Source organism: Stenotrophomonas sp. Iso1, assembly GCF_027497995.1.
Taxonomy (GTDB): Bacteria; Pseudomonadota; Gammaproteobacteria; order Xanthomonadales; family Xanthomonadaceae; genus Stenotrophomonas.
Genome location: NZ_JAODBT010000005.1, coordinates 112727 through 130013, shown reverse-complemented (window position 1 = coordinate 130013; position 17287 = coordinate 112727). Strand labels below are relative to the sequence as shown.

The window sequence follows — 17287 nt, the reverse complement described above, 5'->3', positions numbered from 1 at the left end:
TTCCTGGAAGACGGGCGTTGCGGGCGCGGGTGATCGGGAGTGAACGGCTAAACGGCCGCCGCCAGCGCACGGCTGGCGACGACGTACTGCTCCATGCGGGCACGGGCGCTGCCGTCGGCGATGACCGCGCGGGCGCGTACCAGGCCGTCTGCGATGCTGTCGGCAACACCTGCAACGTACAGCGCGGCACCGGCGTTGAGCGCGACGATATCGTTTGCCGGGCCCGGCACATTGTCGAGCACGCCGCGCAGCATGGCGATGGACTCTTCCGGGTTGGCGACTTTGAGGTTGCGGCTGGCGGACATGGCAATGCCGAAATCCTCCGGATGGATTTCGTACTCACGCACCTTGCCGTCGCGCAGCTCACCCACCAGGGTGCCGGCGCCGAGCGATATCTCATCCATGTTGTCGCGGCCCCACACCACCAGCGCACGCTCGGCGCCCAGCTCACGCAGCACGCGCGCCTGGATGCCGACCAGGTCCGGGTGGAACACGCCCATCAGGATGTTGGTGGCACCAACTGGGTTGGTCAGCGGGCCAAGGATGTTGAAGATGGTGCGCACGCCCATTTCGCGACGCACAGGGGCCACCACCTTCATTGCCGGGTGATGCATCGGCGCGAACATGAAGCCAATCCCCGTCTGCTCGATGACCTGCGCCACCTGCGTCGGGTTCAATTCGATCGCCGCACCCAGCGCTTCCACCGCATCGGCACTGCCGGACTTCGACGACACACTGCGGTTGCCGTGCTTGGCCACCTTGGCACCCGCCGCGGCCACCACGAACATCGAGCAGGTAGAGATGTTGAAGGTATGCGAGCCATCGCCACCGGTACCGACGATATCAACCAGATGCGTCTTGTCGGCAACGGCAACCGGCAATGCAAACTCGCGCATCACCGTGGCCGCACCAGCGATCTCACCAACGGTTTCCTTCTTCACCCGCAGGCCGGTGAGGATGGCAGCAGTCATGGTCGGCGAGACTTCGCCACGCATGATCTGCCGCATCAGATCGACCATCTCGTCGAAGAAGATTTCGCGGTGTTCGATGGTGCGTTGCAGGGCTTCCTGCGCGGTGATGGTCATGACAACTCCGATAACTCAGGAAATAACGATGTAGTCGCTCTGGCTGCTGACGCCAGCGTGCGTACCGGGGATCAGTTGCACATGTAAGCCGCCGATGGGGCCGAGAGGCAGACAACTGTCCACCTCCAGCAGCGCATCACGGTGCGGCTTGACCCACTCCGCCTGTGCCTGCTGCAGCGCCTTGCGCTTGGCCTCGACAGCATCGTCGGCGACCACCAGCAGATAGCGGTGGTCTTCGCCGAACGCACCGGGCACGTAACCGCCAAGGTTGACGAAATACAGCGTGGGCGAACCGTCCGCCGGTACGGCATCGGACATACGCACCTGCCACTGCTCGACGCCATCAACGGTCATCCACGAATCCAGGTGCAACCCCGCCGCTTCACCAAACCACTGCTGGCGCAGCTGCGCGTAGGTCTGTTCGATGCTGGGCGCCACCGCGAACACCACGTCGTGCACTTCGGTATTGGCACGCGCGTGGCGACCACCAAGCATCACCACGAACAGACGCAGATCAGCATGACTCATGGCACCGCCCTCGCGGTCAGCGCCAGACGCAGGCCGAAACCGATGAACAACACACCGGCGACACGATCGAGCCATTGCATGCCGCGTGCGGCCCACCGGCTGCTGCGCATGCGATCAGCCAGCAACACGTAGATCGCATTGACCGGCAAGGCATTGATGGTGAATACGATACCCAGCAGCGCGAACGCCAGCGCCTTGTTCTGCACCGACGGCGCAATGAACTGCGGCAGGAAGGCGAGAAAGAACAACACCACTTTCGGGTTCAACACGTTGGTCAGGAAGCCACCGGCAAATACCTGCCAACCCGTTCCGGCCGGGCTGTTGGCGGCATCAACACCGTCCTGCAACGCGGCCGGCACGCCAGGATTGCGCAGCAGGCGCACGCCCACCCACAACAGGTAAGCCGCGCCGATCCACTTGATCGCGGTGAACAGCGTCGCCGACGTGGCCAGCAACATACCCAGCCCCAGCGAAGCCAATGCAACATGCACCAGACAGCCGGCGCTGATGCCGGCAACTGCGGCAACGCCAGCGCGACGCCCGCCCCGCAACGAGCGGCTGATGATGTACAGCACGTCTGGCCCGGGCGTCAGGTTCAGCACCCAGCCGGCAAGCATGAACAACAGCAATTGCGACGGCTCGATCAGCACGTCCGCTCCAGGAAGTTCTTCATCAGCGCGTAGCCGTGCTGCGTGAGGATGGATTCGGGATGAAACTGCACGCCCTCCACCGGATGCTGGCGGTGGCGCAGGCCCATGATTTCTTCCATCGAACCATCGGGATTTTCAGTCCATGCGGTGATTTCAAGTTCGGCCGGCAAGGTGGCCTTGTCCACCACCAACGAGTGATAGCGGGTGGCGTCGTAGCGGTCCGGCAACCCGGCGAAAACACCCTTGCCTTCATGCCGGATCGGCGAGGTTTTGCCATGCATGATGTTGCTGGCGCGGATCACGTCACCGCCGTATACCTGACCAATACTCTGGTGGCCGAGGCACACGCCGAACAGTGGGATCGTCGGGCCCAGTTGGCGGATGACTTCCAACGACACACCGGCTTCGTTCGGCGTCTTCGGGCCGGGCGAAACCACGATATGCGAAGGCTTGAGCGCAGCAATCTCGTCGACGCTCATTGCATCGTTGCGCACCACCTTCACCTCGGCGCCCAGCATCTGCAGGTACTGCACGAGGTTGAAGGTGAAGCTGTCGTAGTTGTCGATCATCAACAGCATGATTCAGTTTCCATCGCTAATCAGAAATATGGCGTAGACGTTTTCGGTGTAGGTGATCGCGCCGGCTATCAGCTGCTCACCTGGCGCTGGTGCTGCATAACCAAAATTGCGATTACCGCTAACCTGCACCCGGTCCAGCGAATCGCTTTCCCTAAGGAAGGAGTCCGCCCTGTTTGCATTCGGCCAGCTACCGGCCTGTACACCGTAAGCAAAACTAGGGGCGACGTCGGAAATCGTATAGAGGCCGATGATCTTCGCCCCATAGGCATCCGCGAGCCCCTTGGCCGATGCGCGCGTCTGCGCAGCCGCCTCGGCCTTGAGTTCAGCTCGCAGACGCGACTCACCCGAATAGATCGGCGCAGCAGTCCGCACCTGAACCTCCTTGCTGGCGTTCAGCTCGCCAAGAAAGGCCTGCAACTGCTCCGGCTTCTCGAACGCGCCCTCCAGATCGCGGCTGACGGCAGTGCCTTCAAACACATCCTCATCGTCCTTGTAACGCGTGGATGGCGCGATGCTCAGGTTGTCCATGCGCACCGTCTCGGCGATGGCGCCGTGCTTGGCGAACAATGCCATGGTCCGCTCCGCATTGGCCTGGACCTTGCGCCGGGCGATGTCGGTCTGCATATCCACCGACTCCAGCGCGATCTTCACCACGAAGCGGTCCGGCATCACCTTGCGGCTGGCATCACCCTTCACCAGCAGATGCGGCTGTGACGGAATGGAGTTGGCCTGCGCCCACGCCTGCGGAACAACGGCAATCAGCAACGATGACCACAGCAACATGTGGGACAACTTCATGCGGCACTCCTTATCATGGTGAGAGAAACAGCAGGTACGTCGAAAAAAACTGGCGTTGACGCCAGATTTACAGGCCCTTCGCGGCCTGCGCCACCGCACGGAACAGCGCGCGGCCCTTGTTCATGGTTTCCTGCCATTCGGCATCCGGGTCGGAGTCATACACCACGCCGCCGCCGGCCTGCACGTACAGGTAACCGTCCTGGATCACGGCGGTGCGGATCGCAATGGCGGTGTCGGCATCGCCATGCCAGCCGATGTAACCGACCGCGCCGGAATAGACATTGCGCTTGACCGGCTCCAGCTCGCGAATGATTTCCAGCGCGCGGATCTTCGGCGCGCCGCTGACGGTGCCGGCCGGGAACGTGGCACGCAGTACATCGCTGTAACTCAGCCCGGCTTTCAACGTGCCAGTGACTTCGCTGACGATGTGCATGACGTGGCTGTAGCGTTCAATCACGAACTGCTCACCCACCTTGACCGTGCCCGGCTCGGCCACGCGGCCGACATCGTTGCGGCCGAGGTCGATCAGCATCACGTGTTCGGCGCGCTCCTTCGGGTCAGCCAGCAGCTCGACTTCCAATGCCTTGTCCAGCTCCGGTGTTGCACCGCGCGGGCGAGTGCCCGCGATGGGGCGCACGGTGACCACACCATCACGCAGACGCGCGAGGATCTCTGGTGATGAACCCACCACCTGAGTGCCACCGACATCGATGAAATACATGTAAGGCGACGGATTCAACGCACGCAGCGCGCGATAAACGTCAATCGGGCGTGCGCGGAACGGCACGCGCAGGCGCTGGCTCGGCACCACTTGGAAGATGTCGCCGGCACGCACGTATTCCTGCGCCTTGCGCACCACGTCGTGGTATTCCTCGCGCGTGAAAGACGACTTGAAATCCTGCTCGTCGATGGCATCGGACACCTGCGCCTGCGGGTAACCGGCACCGGCCTGACGCAGGCGATGCGCGAGTTCGTCCAGACGGCGGTTCGCGCGCGCCCAGGCCTGCGGCTGCGAGGGATCAGCATGCACGATCAGGTAGAGGCGGCCCTTGAGATTGTCGAACACCGCCAGCTCTTCAGAGAGCATCAACAGGATGTCCGGCGTCCCGAGTTCGTCAGGCTTTTCGCCTGCGCCCAGGTGCGGCTCGATGTACTGGATGCACTCAAAACCGAACCAGCCGACCAGGCCGCCGGTGAAGCCCGGCAGGCCCTCCAGCTGCGGCACCGAATAGCGGGTGCGCAACACTTCCACTTCGGCCAGCGGATCGGCTACTTCACGGCGCTCGACCACTTCGCCCAGCTCGCTGACTTCCAGCGTGTGTCCACGGAAGCTGTAGATGCGGCGCGCAGGCAGGCCAATGATCGAATAGCGCCCGAAGCGTTCACCGCCTTCGACCGATTCGAACAGATAGGTATAAGGGCCGTCGGCGAGCTTGAGGTACACCGAAAGCGGCGTGTCCAGATCGGACAGCACTTCACGGACGACGGGTACAAAATTATGCGGGTGTGCGTTGTGGCCTTCAGCGGCCAGCTGCTGGAACTGCTCTTGCGTGATCAAGACGGCTTTCCTTCCGGGAAACGACGGTGGCGGTATGGACGACGGCAACGGGCCACCATCGCCACCAGCGGCGAGCGGAAGAAAGGGAACGCTTGGTCGTCAAATTGGGCACCGCGCAACTCTACCGCAAGATTGCATTGATGTGCATCTGCAACATGGGCAAATGCTTGCAGCAGCAACGATTCAGCCGCTAAGCAGCGGCGTTTCCAGTGGCAGATGCATCCGCACCCGCGCCGCCACGCACTGGATATGGAAATGGCGTGCCTGCAGTGGCTCCCCGTCCAGATTCAGGGTCATCAGTTGTTCGGCCTCGATCCACAGCTCACGCAGGTGGACGCGTTCAGCCACCTGCTCCAGCGCAGCATGCTTGCCTTCGCTGAACAAGGTGCTGAGGGTTGGCATCACCTCGCCGGACAGCTCGGGAACGATGGTCAGGTCCAGCAGGCCATCATCGAGCAGCGCGTCCGGGCACAGCACCTGCCCGCCGCCCGCCTGGCGACCGTTACCAATGCCCAAGGCAATGAAGCCACCTTCCCACTGGAAGCCTTCACCATGAATGCGCGCGCGAATCGGCTCGATCCGTCCCAGTCGGGAAATGCCGGTGATGACATACGCCAGGCCGCCGAGCATTTTCTTCAGGCCATCATGGGTTTCTACCGTGACCTCGGTGCCGAAGCCGCCGCTGGCCAGATTGGCGCACCAATGCACAGTGCCGTCGCCGTCGATGCGCAGCAGGTCAATCGTGCGCGCAGGCGTCTGGGCAGGTAGTTGGAGTGCGGCCAGTGGCTCATCGGAGATTCCCGCTGCCGTGGCGAAATCATTGGCTGTACCCAAGGGCAGCAGGGCCAGCTCCGGTAACTGCGTGGCATCCAGGCCGGTATGGGCCATGGCTTCGGCAACTTCGCTCAAGGTCCCGTCGCCGCCACCGGCAATCACCACCGGCGCAAGTGCGGCGATGGCTTCGAGGACATAACGCTCGGCATCGCCGGCTTCCCAGGTCACCCGCACCTGCAACGGCTGGCCCTGGCCGCGCAGCTGTGCAACGGCGTCGCGCACGGCCTCATCGCCTGCGGATTTGCCATTGAGGACGAGGAACCAAGGGGCTGCTTGCATGCCGTTCTCCAGATAAGGTCGCGAAGCCTAGCAAGCCCGCCGCTGTACCTAGATGAATGTCATAGGGTTGTCACCGTGCGTCCGCAGAATTGAAGGCCATAGCAAGGACGACGGATGGAGGCAGGATCAGCCTCCGAATAGATTCCCCAGCCGCAGTGGCAACACTGCGGCTTTTTTTTACTGTTGAAACGGGCGGGAAACGTTCCCGCACGGTTGCGCGCTTCGGCAAAACAGGAAGTTGCAGGCGATGCTGGCTGGAATGAAATTCCTGCCACATCTGGTCTGCAACTTGTCCTCACTCAACTGCCGGATGTGGCAGCACGCGTCGCTCAGCCCTCGGCAAAGCGGCGTAACGCATCTCCCTGCAGGCGATACACGGTCCACTCGTCCTGCGGCAACGCACCTGCGGCGCGATAGAACTCGATGGCCGGCGTATTCCAGTCCAGCACTGACCATTCAAAGCGGCCGCAGCCCTGCGCCACCGCCAGTTTTGCGATGTGCTGCAGCAGCGCCTTGCCGGCGCCACTGCCGCGATGTTCCGGGCTCACGTACAGGTCTTCAAGGTAGATGCCGTTGCGGCCCAACCACGTCGAGTAATTGTAGAAATACACCGCATAACCAATTGCCCGGCCATCACGTTCGCAGACCAGCGCCTGTGCCTTTGCGTCGGCTCCGAACAAGCTGGCACGAATGCCCGCCTCGTCGGTCTGCACCGAGGATTCAGCCTTTTCGTAGATGGCCAGCTCGCGAATGAACTGCAGGATCAGACGTGCGTCATCGCCGCTGGCAGGACGAATGTGGAGGCCCGACGGGGTCACGGCTCAGCCCCGCGCCGCGGCGACGTTGCCGCGCATCTGCGCGATCACGCCGGCGTAGTCGGGCGTATTGAAAATAGCCGAGCCGGCAACGAAGGCATCGGCACCGGCGGCAGCGATCGCACCGATGTTGTCGGCCTTCACGCCGCCGTCCACTTCCAGCGTGATCGGCTTGCCGAGTTTGTCGATCATCGACCGCACCGCGCGCAGCTTGTCCAGCGTGGAGGGAATGAAAGCCTGGCCACCGAAGCCCGGATTCACCGACATCAGCAGCACCAGGTCCAGGTCTTCCAGCACCCAGTCCAGCACTTCTACCGGGGTGCCCGGGTTCAGCACCAGGCCGGCCTTGCAGCCGTGCGACTTGATCAGCTGGATCGTGCGGTGAACGTGGCGGCTGGCTTCCGGATGGAAGCTGATAATGCTGGCGCCAGCCTCGGCAAAGTCGGGCACGATGCGGTCCACCGGTTCGACCATCAGGTGCACGTCGATCGGCGCGGTTACGCCGTGTTTGCGCAGCGCCTGGCAGACCATCGGGCCGATGGTCAGGTTGGGCACGTAATGGTTGTCCATCACATCGAAATGGACCCAGTCGGCGCCGGCAGCGAGGACGTTGTCCACCTCTTCGCCCAGCTTGGCGAAATTGGCCGACAGGATGGACGGGGCGATGATGCAGTTGGACATGGCAGGGCCTTCAGCGTTTGCGCAGAGTTTTGATGCGGTCGTAGGCGGCGTTGATCTGCCGGGCCTTCTTTTCGGCCTGGTCGCGCAGCTCGGGCGCGGCGCCAGCCACTTTGTCGGGGTGGTACTGGGACATCAGGCGGCGGTAGGCCAGATCGATTTCCGCGTCGGTGGCGTCGCGGGTAACCCCCAGCTCGCGGTAAGGCAGGTCCTTGCCCAGGCGGAACCAGTCGTTGTCGAAGGCGTGCCCCAGGAGCAGGCCGATGACCGCACCAAATAGCGGATTCGGCCTGAAAAGCAGGGCTCCGGCGATAAAACCAAGTAATTTTCCGTACCAGCGCATGGGCAGGTGAATGGGTCTGGGCAGGAGGGCCTTGCATTTTATGCCACAGCGGCCCAATCCGGCTTTACACTAGGCCGCCCGCCGACCAGCCGCGGGCCCCACGGGTCCTCCACGCCGGCGGCTTCACAGCCAAGTCCCAGGAGTGCCCGTGCCAACCACGCTGTTGCAATCCGATCTTCCCGGCCTGCCCTTGCGCCACCGCGGCAAGGTGCGTGATGTGTTCGATATCCCGCGCGAACGTCTGCCTGCCGGCACTCCTCCTGGCGAGTACCTGCTGATTGTGGCCACCGACCGCCTGTCGGCGTTCGACGTCGTACTGCCCGACCCGATCCCCGGCAAGGGCGAGATGCTGTGCCAAGTGTCCAATTTCTGGTTCGCCAAGACCGCGCACCTGATGCCCAACCACCTCACCGGCATCGAGGTAGCCAGCGTGCTGCCTGAAGGCGTGGACCCGGCGCTGTATGCCAAGCGTGCGGTAGTGACCAAGAAGCTCAAGCCGGTTCCGGTGGAAGCCATCGCCCGCGGCTACCTGATTGGTAGCGGCTGGAAGGATTACCAGCGCACCGGCAAGGTCAGCGGCATCCCGCTGCCCAACAACCTGCAGCAGGCCGAAAAGCTGCCGGAAGCGATCTTCACCCCGTCCACCAAGGCAGCGGTTGGCGACCACGACGAGAACATCGACTTCGACGCGATGGTCAAGACAGTCGGCGCGGACTTGGCCGAGAAGGTCCGCGATGCAACGCTGCGCATCTACAAGTTCGCCGCCGAATACGCGGCCGAGCGCGGCATCCTGCTGGCCGACACCAAGTTCGAGTTCGGCACCGACGCCGATGGCCGTCTGTACATCATGGACGAGATGCTGACGCCGGATTCCTCGCGTTACTGGCCGGCCGACGAGTACCAGGTAGGCATCAGCCCGCCGAGCTACGACAAGCAGTTCATCCGGGATTACCTGGAAACACTGGACTGGGACAAGACCGCCCCAGGCCCGGAGCTGCCGTCGGAAGTGATCGAGCGCACCCGTGCCAAATACGCCGAGGCGCTGGAAAAGCTGGCCGGCATCAGCGTCGACTGAAGCCTGCTCGCTCTACCCCTGACGGACGCGCCCGGGCCACCGTGCGCGTCCGTAGGGAAGCCGCGCTATGCTCTGTCAGCCAACCCGGGAGGGGACCATGGATATGAGCACCGCGCGACCGGTCGACCGCTATTTCGCGAGTTATTCCGGCGATCACCGCAACAGCACCAACCAGGCCATCCACGTCGTCGCGGTACCGGCCATTCTTTGGTCCGTAATTGCCCTGCTGTGGTGCATTCCACCACTGCTGCCGTGGTTCCAGCACGGCATTTGGGCCGCACTGGCGATGTTCGGCACCTGGGCCTACTACAACCGCCTATCGCGCCCGCTGGGTATCGGCATGCTGATTCTGTTCTTCGTCAGCGGCTGCGTCTGCCGGTTGCTGGAAGATCGCCTCGGTATTTCCATGCTGCTGCGCATCGGCATCGGCGTGTTCGTGCTGGCATGGGTCGCACAGTTCGTCGGCCACAAGATCGAAGGCCGCCGCCCCAGCTTCCTCACTGACCTGACCTATTTGTTGATCGGACCGATCTGGGTACTGGCCAAGTTGTTCCGGCAGTTTGGTTGGCACTATTGAGCTGCGCGTAGCGTCATAACCCGGGTAAGTGCGGGGTATCCGGGGTTGCGGAGAGGGGCGTTTCGCAGCGCGATGAGGCCGCGTGTTCGGCCCAGTGGCAGCACCACGTAATTCCACGACGCTGCGGCGCCAGCAACGTCGCCCCAATCATGCTGCGTTCCCCGGCGCACGGCACTTCCCCCGCGCCGCAATCGACCTCTTGTCCAGCACGCGGAAACAGCTATGGCGTGCTTCCGGGCGCAGTAACCATGCTCGCCTCGATCAGAAACGGGCGCGGCGCATAGCCGAAATCCCGGCGTGCTGGTTCGATGTCGAACGCCAGCGGTTCCTGCATGCGTGCCAGCGCTGCCGCGTTCATGCCGCGCAGTCGGCCCGCTGCATGTGCGCCACGCAGCGCCAGACGAAACAAGGGGGCAGGCACACGCAGCAGACGTGACGGTGGCTGCAGCGCGGCAAGCACTCGCCGCACCATCTCGCTGTACCCCAACACCTCGCCGCCGCCCAATGCGTAAGCCTGCCCCGCCGTTGCCGGCGAGGACAGCACCTGCACAGCCGCATCGGCCAGGTCCTGCACATGTACCGGCTGGCGCAGACCATTGGCCGATGACGGCAACACGAAAACGCCGCTGCGTCGGGCCATGGCCGCGATGGCGGTGAGCGTCTTGTCGCGGCCAGCACCATAGACCAGCGTCGGGCGCAGCACCGTGGCGGCCACACCGCGTTCACGCGACGTGGCGAAAAGGCTGGCTTCGGCCTCGCGCAGCCGCCGTGCGACATCACGCTCGGCCGGCTCGATGGAATCCTGTTTCACATCCACGCTGGTCGAACCGAACGCAACCACCCGCGGCGCATTGACCGCGTTGTCGGCAAACCAACGGGCGAAATGGTCCAGCGGCCCGCAGCTGAAAATCGCATCGAAACTCGCTGCGTCCTGCCAGGCGCCCGAAAGATCGCCAGTAATCCACTCCAGCCCGGGGCCCGATTGCTGCGCATGCCGGGAGACCGCAGTGACCTGCCAACCGGCGCCATGCAGATTGGTCAACAACCGCTCACCGATCTGCCCGCTGCCGCCAAACACCAACGCCCGCAGAGGCTCTTGCTGATTTCGTACGTACTCTTCCATGCCGCATAGGATAGAAGATGAAGTGCAGTCCGCGCTGTGGGTAGACTCCGAAAGCCAACTACGAGGACATCATGACGCTTCCCATTGCCACGCCCACCTCTCTGCTGCTCGCCACCGACCTGAGTGCGCGTTGTGATCGTGCCCTGGCCCGCGCGGTGCAACTGGCGCGCCAATGGAACGCGCGGCTGGTCGTCGCGACCGTGCTGCCAGACAGGGTCGCCGGCGAGATTTCCTCCAACCTGCTGTCGTCAGCGCCACCGCTGGATGACCTGCGCGCGCGACAGCTCGCCGAACGCCGCTTGCAGCGTCTGCTCGATGGGCAGGCCGAGGGATTGGCGGTGGATGTGCGGATCGGCCACGGCCATATCGGCCGTACCGTGTTGCAGCTGGCCGCTGAGGAAAGCTGTGGGCTGATCATCACCGGCATTTCCAGTGACCCGTTGTTCGAGCTGCCGATGCTCGGCTCCACCGTGTTGTGGCTGACACGGCATTCGTTGCTGCCGGTGCTGATCGTGCATGACCGCGAGCGCGGGCCCTACCGCAACCTTGCCGTGGCCTGCGACTTCTCCGAAAGCGTTCGCTACGCGACCCATCAGGCACTGACGTTGTTCGGTACGCCGTTGCAGTTGTCGCTGGTGCATGCGCTGGAATCCTCGGGCAGCCTGCTGTTCTCCGGCGACCGTGAGGCAATGCAGAGCCACGCCCGCGCCGATGCCCGCGAACAGGCGCAGGCGCTGCTGGCCGAGTTGCGGCCGCTGCTCGGTCAGGCCCATGTGCACAAGGTGATCGAGCCCGGCGACCCGGCCGGGGTCGTCAGCGAACATGCTCAGGCTGCCGGTACGGAACTGGTCGTGGTGGCCACGCACGGGCGCGGCGCACTGTTCAATCTGCTCATCGGCAGCGTGGCACGCCAGCTGGTTGAGGCATTGGAAACCGACACGTTGCTGGTGCGCGATGCGCGTTCAACAGCGGCAGCCACTGAGGTGGTTGACTCCCCGCCTTGAACCCGAACGGCCTGTTCATAAAAAGGTTTCGAGGCTAAAAAAGCGCCTGTTAGACTCCAAGACCCGCTTGTCACCTGCGTTCCCGCATGACGCCAGTCCTGTTGCTGCTCCTCGCGTTGCCTTTCCTGTTGGCGGCGGTCATCGCTCTGAATGGCCGCCTGTCCCGGGCCGCAGCGGCGTGCCTGGCCGGCGCCGCACCGGTGCTGGGGGTGGCCATCCTGGGCAGCCTGACACCGGCAATCCTGGACGGCGAGGTGATTCGCAACAGCTGGCAATGGCTACCGCAGATCGGCCTGGATTTCAGCCTGCGCCTGGACGGGCTGGCCTGGATGTTTGCCGGGCTGGTGCTGGGCATCGGTGCGCTGGTGGTGCTGTACGCACACTACTACCTCTCGCTACGGGACAGCGCGCGCCGCTTCTATAGCTACCTGCTGCTGTTCATGGGCGCGATGCTGGGCATGGTGCTGTCCGGCAACCTGCTGCTGTTGATGGTGTTCTGGGAACTGACCAGCATCAGCTCGTTCCTGCTGATCGGCTTCTGGTCGCACCGCAAGGACGCGCGCGAAGGCGCACGCATGGCCTTGATTGTCACCGGTGGCGGTGGCCTGGCATTGCTTGCCGGCGTGCTGTTGATCGGCCGCATCGTCGGCAGTTTCGACCTGGATATGGTGCTGGCATCGGGCGAGCTGATCCGCAATAGCCCGCTGTATCCGTGGGCCTTGCTGCTGGTGCTGGCTGGCATCTTTACCAAGAGCGCGCAGTTCCCGTTCCACTTCTGGTTGCCGCATGCGATGGCCGCGCCGACGCCGGTGTCGGCCTACCTGCACTCGGCCACCATGGTGAAAGCTGGCGTGTTCCTGCTCGCACGCCTGCATCCGGCATTGGCTGGCACCGAGCTGTTCTTCTACGTGGTCAGCGGCATCGGCGCGATCACGCTGTTGATTGGCGCGTGGAATGCGATCTTCCAGCACGACCTCAAAGGCCTGCTGGCGTACTCGACTATTTCGCACCTGGGTTTGATCACCCTGTTGTTTGGCCTGTCCACGCCGATGGCGGTGGTGGCCGGCGTGTTCCATATCCTCAACCACGCCACGTTCAAAGCCTCGTTGTTCATGGCCGCCGGCATCATCGACCACGAGACCGGCACCCGTGACATGCGCCGGCTCGGCGGCCTGCGACGCCTGATGCCGATCACCAGCACCCTGGCCATCGTCGCCTCGCTGGCGATGGCCGGCATTCCGCTGCTCAATGGCTTCCTGTCCAAGGAAATGCTGTTCGCCGAGGCTTTGGCCACCGGTGGCCCGGATTGGATGCGTACCGCGGTGAGCATTGCCGCATTGCTGGCCGGCGTCCTCGGCGTGGCCTACAGCCTGCGTTTCGTCCATGACACGTTCTTCGGCAAGGGCCCGGTGGGTCTGGACGTGGTGCCGCATGAGCCGCCGCGCTGGATGAAGGTGCCGGTGGAAGTACTGGTGGTGGTCTGCCTGGCCGTCGGCATCGCGCCGGCGTTGACCGTTGCCCCGGTGTTGCATGCGGCGGCTGGCTCGATCCTTGGCGCGTCGATGCCGGCGTACAGCCTGTCGGTATGGCATGGCTTCAACCTGCCGCTGGCGATGAGTGCCATTGGCGTGGTCGGCGGCATTGCGCTGTATTTCGGCCTGCGTCGCTTCATCGACCTGTACGCCGTGCACAACCGGCCGCTGGGCAAGCATCTATTCCATCGCTGTCTGGATCTGCTGTTCGGCTTTGCCCATCGCCTTACCACTGCGCTGGCCAATGGCAGCCTGCAACGCATGTTGATGGCGCTGGTGCTGGTGGCCGTGATCGTGGCTGCGGCACCGTTCATCGCCAACCCGGCGATGCCCGCCTGGCCGGCACCGCAGCCGATCCCGCTGCTGGGCTGGAGCTTGTGGCTGGTGATGCTGGCCTGCGCGTTTGGCGGCTTGTTCCTGTTCCAGCAGCGCCTGCTGGCGGTGATCGTGATGGGCGGCACCGGCTTGATGGTGGCGCTGACTTTCGTGTTCCTGTCCGCGCCGGATCTTGCCCTGACCCAGTTGATGGTGGAGATGGTGACGCTGGCGTTGATGCTGCTGGCCATGAACTACCTGCCCGCGCAGTCACCTCCCGAGCATTCGCGCTGGCGCAAACGCCGTGATGCGTTGATTGCCATCGTTGCCGGCGGCGGTCTTGCTGCGCTGGCGTATTCGCTGATGACCCTGCCGCCCAACACCATGGCCGGCGAGCTGCTGGTGCGCTCGCTGCCGGAGGCTTACGGCCACAACGTGGTGAACGTGATTCTGGTCGACTTCCGTGGCTTCGATACCTTCGGCGAGATCACCGTGTTCGGCATCGCCGCACTGGTCGTGCATGCGTTGCTGCGGCGCTCGCGGATGGCGCCGGAACAGATCATGCCGGGCCCGCCGATCAAGCTGCCGGTGCCGGCCGATCTGGCCCAGATCATGTTCCCGCTGACGTTGACCGTCTCCATCTTCCTGTTCCTGCGCGGCCACAACGCGCCCGGTGGCGGCTTCGTCGCCGGCCTGGTGCTGGCGGTGCCGCTGCTGATCCAGTACGTGATCCAGGGCACGGCTTCGGTCGAGTCGCGGTTCGGCTTCGATTACATCCGCTGCATCGGCCTGGGCCTGCTGATCGCCCTGCTCAGTGGCGCTGCGTCGCTGCTGTTCGGCGTGCCGTTCCTCACCAGCGGCCACCTCGATCTGGAGCTGCCGCTGATCGGCACCGTGCCGCTGGCCAGCGCCATTGGGTTTGATACTGGCGTGTACCTGGTGGTGTTTGGCGGGGTGATGCTGATCCTGTCGATGATGGGCACGATCAAGCCCTCCCGCACCCGCAACGCCCGTCATGGCGAAATCGATATCAACCGCCGTTCGGCACGCACCGGGGAGATGCACTGATGGAACTGGCCCTGGCAAGCGCCATTGGCGTACTGGCTGGCATCGGCATCTACCTGATGCTGCGTGCGCGCAGCTTCGATGTGATCCTCGGTATGACCTTTTTGTCCTACGCCACCAACCTGCTGATCTTCAGCGCCGGCCGGCCGGTGATCGGCAAGGCGCCGGTGCTCAAGGACGGCGTGGCCACCAGCCTGGCGCACTACACCGACCCGTTGCCGCAGGCCCTGGTGCTGACCGCCATCGTCATCGCCTTCGCGATGACTGCGGTGAGCATCGTGCTGGCCATGCGCAGCCGCAGCGACAACCACAGCGACCATGTGGATGCACATGAGCCTGAGCTGGCTGCCTCACCGATGGATGCGGATGCCAAGCCGGGAGCCGGCGCATGAATCATCTGGTGATCCTGCCCATTTTGATTCCGCTGCTCGGCGCCTCGTTGTCACTGTTCATCGAGCACCGCCGCTACGGGCCCAAGGTGCAGCGCAGCGTGGCGTGGTTGAGCATGGCCGCGTTGTCGGTGGTGGTGGCGCTGCTGTTCGCGCAGACCAACGAAGGCCATATTTCGGCTTATCTGCTCGGTGATTGGCCGGCGCGCCTGGGTATCGCCTTGGTGGCCGACCGCCTGGCCGGCTGGATGCTCGGCACCACGACGCTGCTGGCCATCGCCTGCCTGCTCTATGCCTGCACCGGCTGGGACCGACGTGCGCCGCACTTCCATGCGTTGTTCCAGTTCCAGCTGGTCGGCCTCAATGGTGCGTTCCTGACCGGCGATATCTTCAACCTGTTCGTGTTCTTCGAAGTGCTGCTGATCGCCTCCTACGGCCTGCTGTTGTCCGGTGGCCGTGGCCTGCGCATGCGCATCGGCCTGCACTATGTGGTGTTCAACATCGCCGCCTCGACGCTGTTTCTGATCGCGCTGGGCATGCTCTACGCCACGCTCGGTTCGTTGAACATGGCCGAGATCAGCCAACGCATCGCCGAATTGCCGCCGTCGCACCTGAAGCTGGCCAAGGCTGCGCTGGGGCTGTTGTTCCTGGTGTTCTGCTCCAAGGCCGCACTGCTGCCGTTGTACCTGTGGCTGCCCGAATCCTATGCACGTGCGCCGGCGGCGGTCGCTGCGCTGTTCGTGATCATGACCAAGGTGGGCCTGTACGCGGTGTTGCGGGTGAGCACGTTGTGGTTCGGCGCTGCGGCCGGTGCAATGAGCGGCTACGGTGCCGACTGGTTGCTGTGGGCCGGCGTTGCCACGCTGGTCGTCGCAGCGCTGGGCGCTCTGGCTGCTACCCGCATGAGCGTACTGGTGGCGTATCTGGTGGTGGTCTCGGCAGCGACGTTGTTCATCGCCTTCGCGCTCGGCAATGCCGGCACCCTATCGGCAGGCCTGTTCTACCTGCCGCACAGCACCTTCACCGCAGCGGCGATGTTCCTGGTCGCCGACCTGATCCGCCGCCGCCGCATTCGCGCCGGTGAGCGCCGCGATGGTGAGCTCACCGTGCTGCCGGGCAAGACCGTGCCGGGCCTGTTGTTCCTGGTAGCCGCCGTGGCCGTGGCCGGCTTGCCACCGCTGGCCGGTTTCCTGGCCAAGGTGGCGTTGTTGTCGGCGATACCGGACGCGCAGGTCGGCGTGGTCTGGGCCGCTGTGCTGGGCAGCAGCCTGCTGGTGATCATGGGCCTGGCGCGCACCGGCATCCGCTTGTTCTGGCATGTGCCCGGGGACGAAGACGCTGTGCCGGAGCCTTCCATCGAAGCCCCCGCGCGCCCGTTTGAAACCGCCGCTGCCAGCCTGCTGCTGGCTTATGTGGTGGCGATGACCGTGTTCGCCGCACCCCTGATGCGCCAGACCGATGCCATCGCCGCACAGCTGTTGGCGCCAGAGCAGTACGTCAATGACATTCGCGCCACCACGCCACAGGTGAGGCAGCCATGAGTACACGCCGCCCTCTGCTGCGCCGGCTGTTCCCGTCGCCAGCCCTGTCCATCACCGTGGTGCTGTTCTGGATGGTGATGTCCTCCAGCTTCGACCTGGGCCAGTTCGTTCTGGGCCTGCTGCTGGGCTTGGTGATCCCGCTGTTTGCGACGCGGCTGGACCGTGAGTTCGCCAGTCTCGGCACTTTGCGTCCCGTACCAAAATTGTTGTTCGTGGTGCTGTGGGACATTCTGCTGTCCAACATCCGCGTGGCCATGCAGGTGCTCGGCCCAGAACGCAAACTCAAGCCCGGCTTCGTCTGGGTGCCGCTGGATATCGACAACATCCACGGCATCGCCGCGCTGACCAGTTTCATTACCCTGACGCCGGGCACGGTATCGGCCGCCCTGTCCGAGGACCGTCGCCACCTGCTGGTGCACGTGCTGCACCTTGAGGACGCCGACAGCCTGATTGCCGAGATCAAGGCCCGCTACGAAGCGCCGCTGATGGAGATTTTCCCGTGAACGGATACGAGATTTTT

General features: G+C 63.9%; 18 protein-coding genes. 7 read left to right on the top strand and 11 right to left on the bottom strand.

The annotated features are described in order from the left end of the window. Window positions 1-47: 47 nt before the first annotated feature. The 10 genes from trpD to PAN08_RS17280 form a co-directional block, all read right to left on the bottom strand. Complete coding sequence (trpD, locus tag PAN08_RS17325) at window positions 48-1085, bottom strand: anthranilate phosphoribosyltransferase (protein WP_269792768.1); 1038 nt, start codon at window positions 1083-1085, stop codon at window positions 48-50. 15 nt (window positions 1086-1100) lie between these two features. After that, window positions 1101-1613, bottom strand: coding sequence for a DUF1543 domain-containing protein (locus PAN08_RS17320; protein WP_269792767.1), 513 nt, complete (start codon window positions 1611-1613; stop codon window positions 1101-1103). Continuing rightward, a complete protein-coding gene (locus PAN08_RS17315; RefSeq protein WP_269792766.1) occupies window positions 1610-2263 on the bottom strand; it encodes a LysE family translocator in 654 nt (217 codons plus the stop codon). The genes PAN08_RS17320 and PAN08_RS17315 overlap by 4 nt, the downstream gene beginning before the upstream one ends. Continuing rightward, window positions 2257-2841: an aminodeoxychorismate/anthranilate synthase component II gene (locus tag PAN08_RS17310; RefSeq protein ID WP_269792765.1), complete on the bottom strand. Its 585-nt coding sequence runs from the start codon at window positions 2839-2841 to the stop codon at window positions 2257-2259. The genes PAN08_RS17315 and PAN08_RS17310 overlap by 7 nt, the downstream gene beginning before the upstream one ends. Before the next feature lie 3 nt (window positions 2842-2844). After that, a complete protein-coding gene (locus PAN08_RS17305; protein ID WP_269792764.1) occupies window positions 2845-3639 on the bottom strand; it encodes an SIMPL domain-containing protein in 795 nt (264 codons plus the stop codon). A gap of 67 nt (window positions 3640-3706) precedes the next feature. After that, on the bottom strand, window positions 3707-5197 hold the full coding sequence (gene trpE, locus PAN08_RS17300) for an anthranilate synthase component I (protein ID WP_269792763.1): 1491 nt from the start codon (window positions 5195-5197) through the stop codon (window positions 3707-3709). A 183-nt stretch (window positions 5198-5380) separates the two neighbouring features. Further along, a complete protein-coding gene (gene yegS / locus PAN08_RS17295; protein WP_269792762.1) occupies window positions 5381-6310 on the bottom strand; it encodes a lipid kinase YegS in 930 nt (309 codons plus the stop codon). 329 nt (window positions 6311-6639) lie between these two features. After that, the gene (locus PAN08_RS17290; RefSeq protein WP_269792761.1) at window positions 6640-7128 is read right to left on the bottom strand and encodes a GNAT family N-acetyltransferase; all 489 of its coding nucleotides are present in this window, start codon (window positions 7126-7128) and stop codon (window positions 6640-6642) included. Window positions 7129-7131: 3 nt separating this feature from the next. Next, entirely contained in the window at window positions 7132-7806 is a 675-nt protein-coding gene (gene rpe / locus PAN08_RS17285; RefSeq protein WP_269792760.1) for a ribulose-phosphate 3-epimerase, read from the bottom strand. 10 nt (window positions 7807-7816) lie between these two features. Next, on the bottom strand, window positions 7817-8146 hold the full coding sequence (locus tag PAN08_RS17280) for a DnaJ domain-containing protein (protein ID WP_269792759.1): 330 nt from the start codon (window positions 8144-8146) through the stop codon (window positions 7817-7819). Window positions 8147-8294: 148 nt separating this feature from the next. Here PAN08_RS17280 and PAN08_RS17275 point away from each other — a divergent pair, with 148 nt between their 5' ends. Together PAN08_RS17275 and PAN08_RS17270 are read left to right on the top strand one after the other, a co-directional pair. After that, entirely contained in the window at window positions 8295-9221 is a 927-nt protein-coding gene (locus tag PAN08_RS17275; protein ID WP_269792758.1) for a phosphoribosylaminoimidazolesuccinocarboxamide synthase, read from the top strand. Window positions 9222-9318: 97 nt separating this feature from the next. Continuing rightward, a complete protein-coding gene (locus PAN08_RS17270; protein WP_269792757.1) occupies window positions 9319-9798 on the top strand; it encodes an Mpo1-like protein in 480 nt (159 codons plus the stop codon). 220 nt (window positions 9799-10018) lie between these two features. Here PAN08_RS17270 and PAN08_RS17265 read toward each other — a convergent pair whose 3' ends face one another. Beyond that, complete coding sequence (locus tag PAN08_RS17265; RefSeq protein ID WP_269792756.1) at window positions 10019-10921, bottom strand: NAD-dependent epimerase/dehydratase family protein; 903 nt, start codon at window positions 10919-10921, stop codon at window positions 10019-10021. Window positions 10922-10992: 71 nt separating this feature from the next. Between PAN08_RS17265 and PAN08_RS17260 the strand changes: the two genes are divergently transcribed. The 5 genes from PAN08_RS17260 (at window position 10993) to PAN08_RS17240 (ending at window position 17270) form a co-directional block, all read left to right on the top strand. Further along, window positions 10993-11925: a universal stress protein gene (locus PAN08_RS17260; RefSeq protein ID WP_269792755.1), complete on the top strand. Its 933-nt coding sequence runs from the start codon at window positions 10993-10995 to the stop codon at window positions 11923-11925. An 86-nt stretch (window positions 11926-12011) separates the two neighbouring features. Further along, window positions 12012-14840, top strand: a complete 2829-nt coding sequence (locus PAN08_RS17255; protein ID WP_269792754.1) for a monovalent cation/H+ antiporter subunit A — start codon at window positions 12012-12014, stop codon at window positions 14838-14840. Then, window positions 14840-15229 (top strand): Na+/H+ antiporter subunit C, encoded by a 390-nt coding sequence (locus PAN08_RS17250; RefSeq protein ID WP_269792753.1) that lies wholly within the window; start codon window positions 14840-14842, stop codon window positions 15227-15229. Before PAN08_RS17255 ends, PAN08_RS17250 begins: the two co-directional genes overlap by 1 nt. Further along, entirely contained in the window at window positions 15226-16767 is a 1542-nt protein-coding gene (locus PAN08_RS17245; RefSeq protein WP_269792752.1) for a monovalent cation/H+ antiporter subunit D, read from the top strand. The genes PAN08_RS17250 and PAN08_RS17245 overlap by 4 nt, the downstream gene beginning before the upstream one ends. Next, window positions 16764-17270 carry a Na+/H+ antiporter subunit E gene (locus tag PAN08_RS17240; protein ID WP_269792751.1) on the top strand — a complete coding sequence of 169 codons (507 nt, stop codon included), beginning with the start codon at window positions 16764-16766 and terminating at the stop codon, window positions 17268-17270. Before PAN08_RS17245 ends, PAN08_RS17240 begins: the two co-directional genes overlap by 4 nt. Window positions 17271-17287 lie beyond the last annotated feature (17 nt).

Bases quoted from the DNA above. Each gene is read 5' to 3' on its own strand.
- trpD (WP_269792768.1), bottom strand. From the start codon at position 1,085: ATGACCATCACCGCGCAGGAAGCCCTGCAACGCACCATCGAACACCGC.
- PAN08_RS17320 (WP_269792767.1), bottom strand. From the start codon at position 1,613: ATGAGTCATGCTGATCTGCGTCTGTTCGTGGTGATGCTTGGTGGTCGC.
- PAN08_RS17310 (WP_269792765.1), bottom strand. From the start codon at position 2,841: ATGCTGTTGATGATCGACAACTACGACAGCTTCACCTTCAACCTCGTG.
- PAN08_RS17305 (WP_269792764.1), bottom strand. From the start codon at position 3,639: ATGAAGTTGTCCCACATGTTGCTGTGGTCATCGTTGCTGATTGCCGTT.
- yegS (WP_269792762.1), bottom strand. From the start codon at position 6,310: ATGCAAGCAGCCCCTTGGTTCCTCGTCCTCAATGGCAAATCCGCAGGC.
- rpe (WP_269792760.1), bottom strand. From the start codon at position 7,806: ATGTCCAACTGCATCATCGCCCCGTCCATCCTGTCGGCCAATTTCGCC.
- PAN08_RS17280 (WP_269792759.1), bottom strand. From the start codon at position 8,146: ATGCGCTGGTACGGAAAATTACTTGGTTTTATCGCCGGAGCCCTGCTT.
- PAN08_RS17270 (WP_269792757.1), top strand. From the start codon at position 9,319: ATGGATATGAGCACCGCGCGACCGGTCGACCGCTATTTCGCGAGTTAT.
- PAN08_RS17265 (WP_269792756.1), bottom strand. From the start codon at position 10,921: ATGGAAGAGTACGTACGAAATCAGCAAGAGCCTCTGCGGGCGTTGGTG.
- PAN08_RS17260 (WP_269792755.1), top strand. From the start codon at position 10,993: ATGACGCTTCCCATTGCCACGCCCACCTCTCTGCTGCTCGCCACCGAC.
- PAN08_RS17255 (WP_269792754.1), top strand. From the start codon at position 12,012: ATGACGCCAGTCCTGTTGCTGCTCCTCGCGTTGCCTTTCCTGTTGGCG.
- PAN08_RS17250 (WP_269792753.1), top strand. From the start codon at position 14,840: ATGGAACTGGCCCTGGCAAGCGCCATTGGCGTACTGGCTGGCATCGGC.
- PAN08_RS17245 (WP_269792752.1), top strand. From the start codon at position 15,226: ATGAATCATCTGGTGATCCTGCCCATTTTGATTCCGCTGCTCGGCGCC.
- PAN08_RS17240 (WP_269792751.1), top strand. From the start codon at position 16,764: ATGAGTACACGCCGCCCTCTGCTGCGCCGGCTGTTCCCGTCGCCAGCC.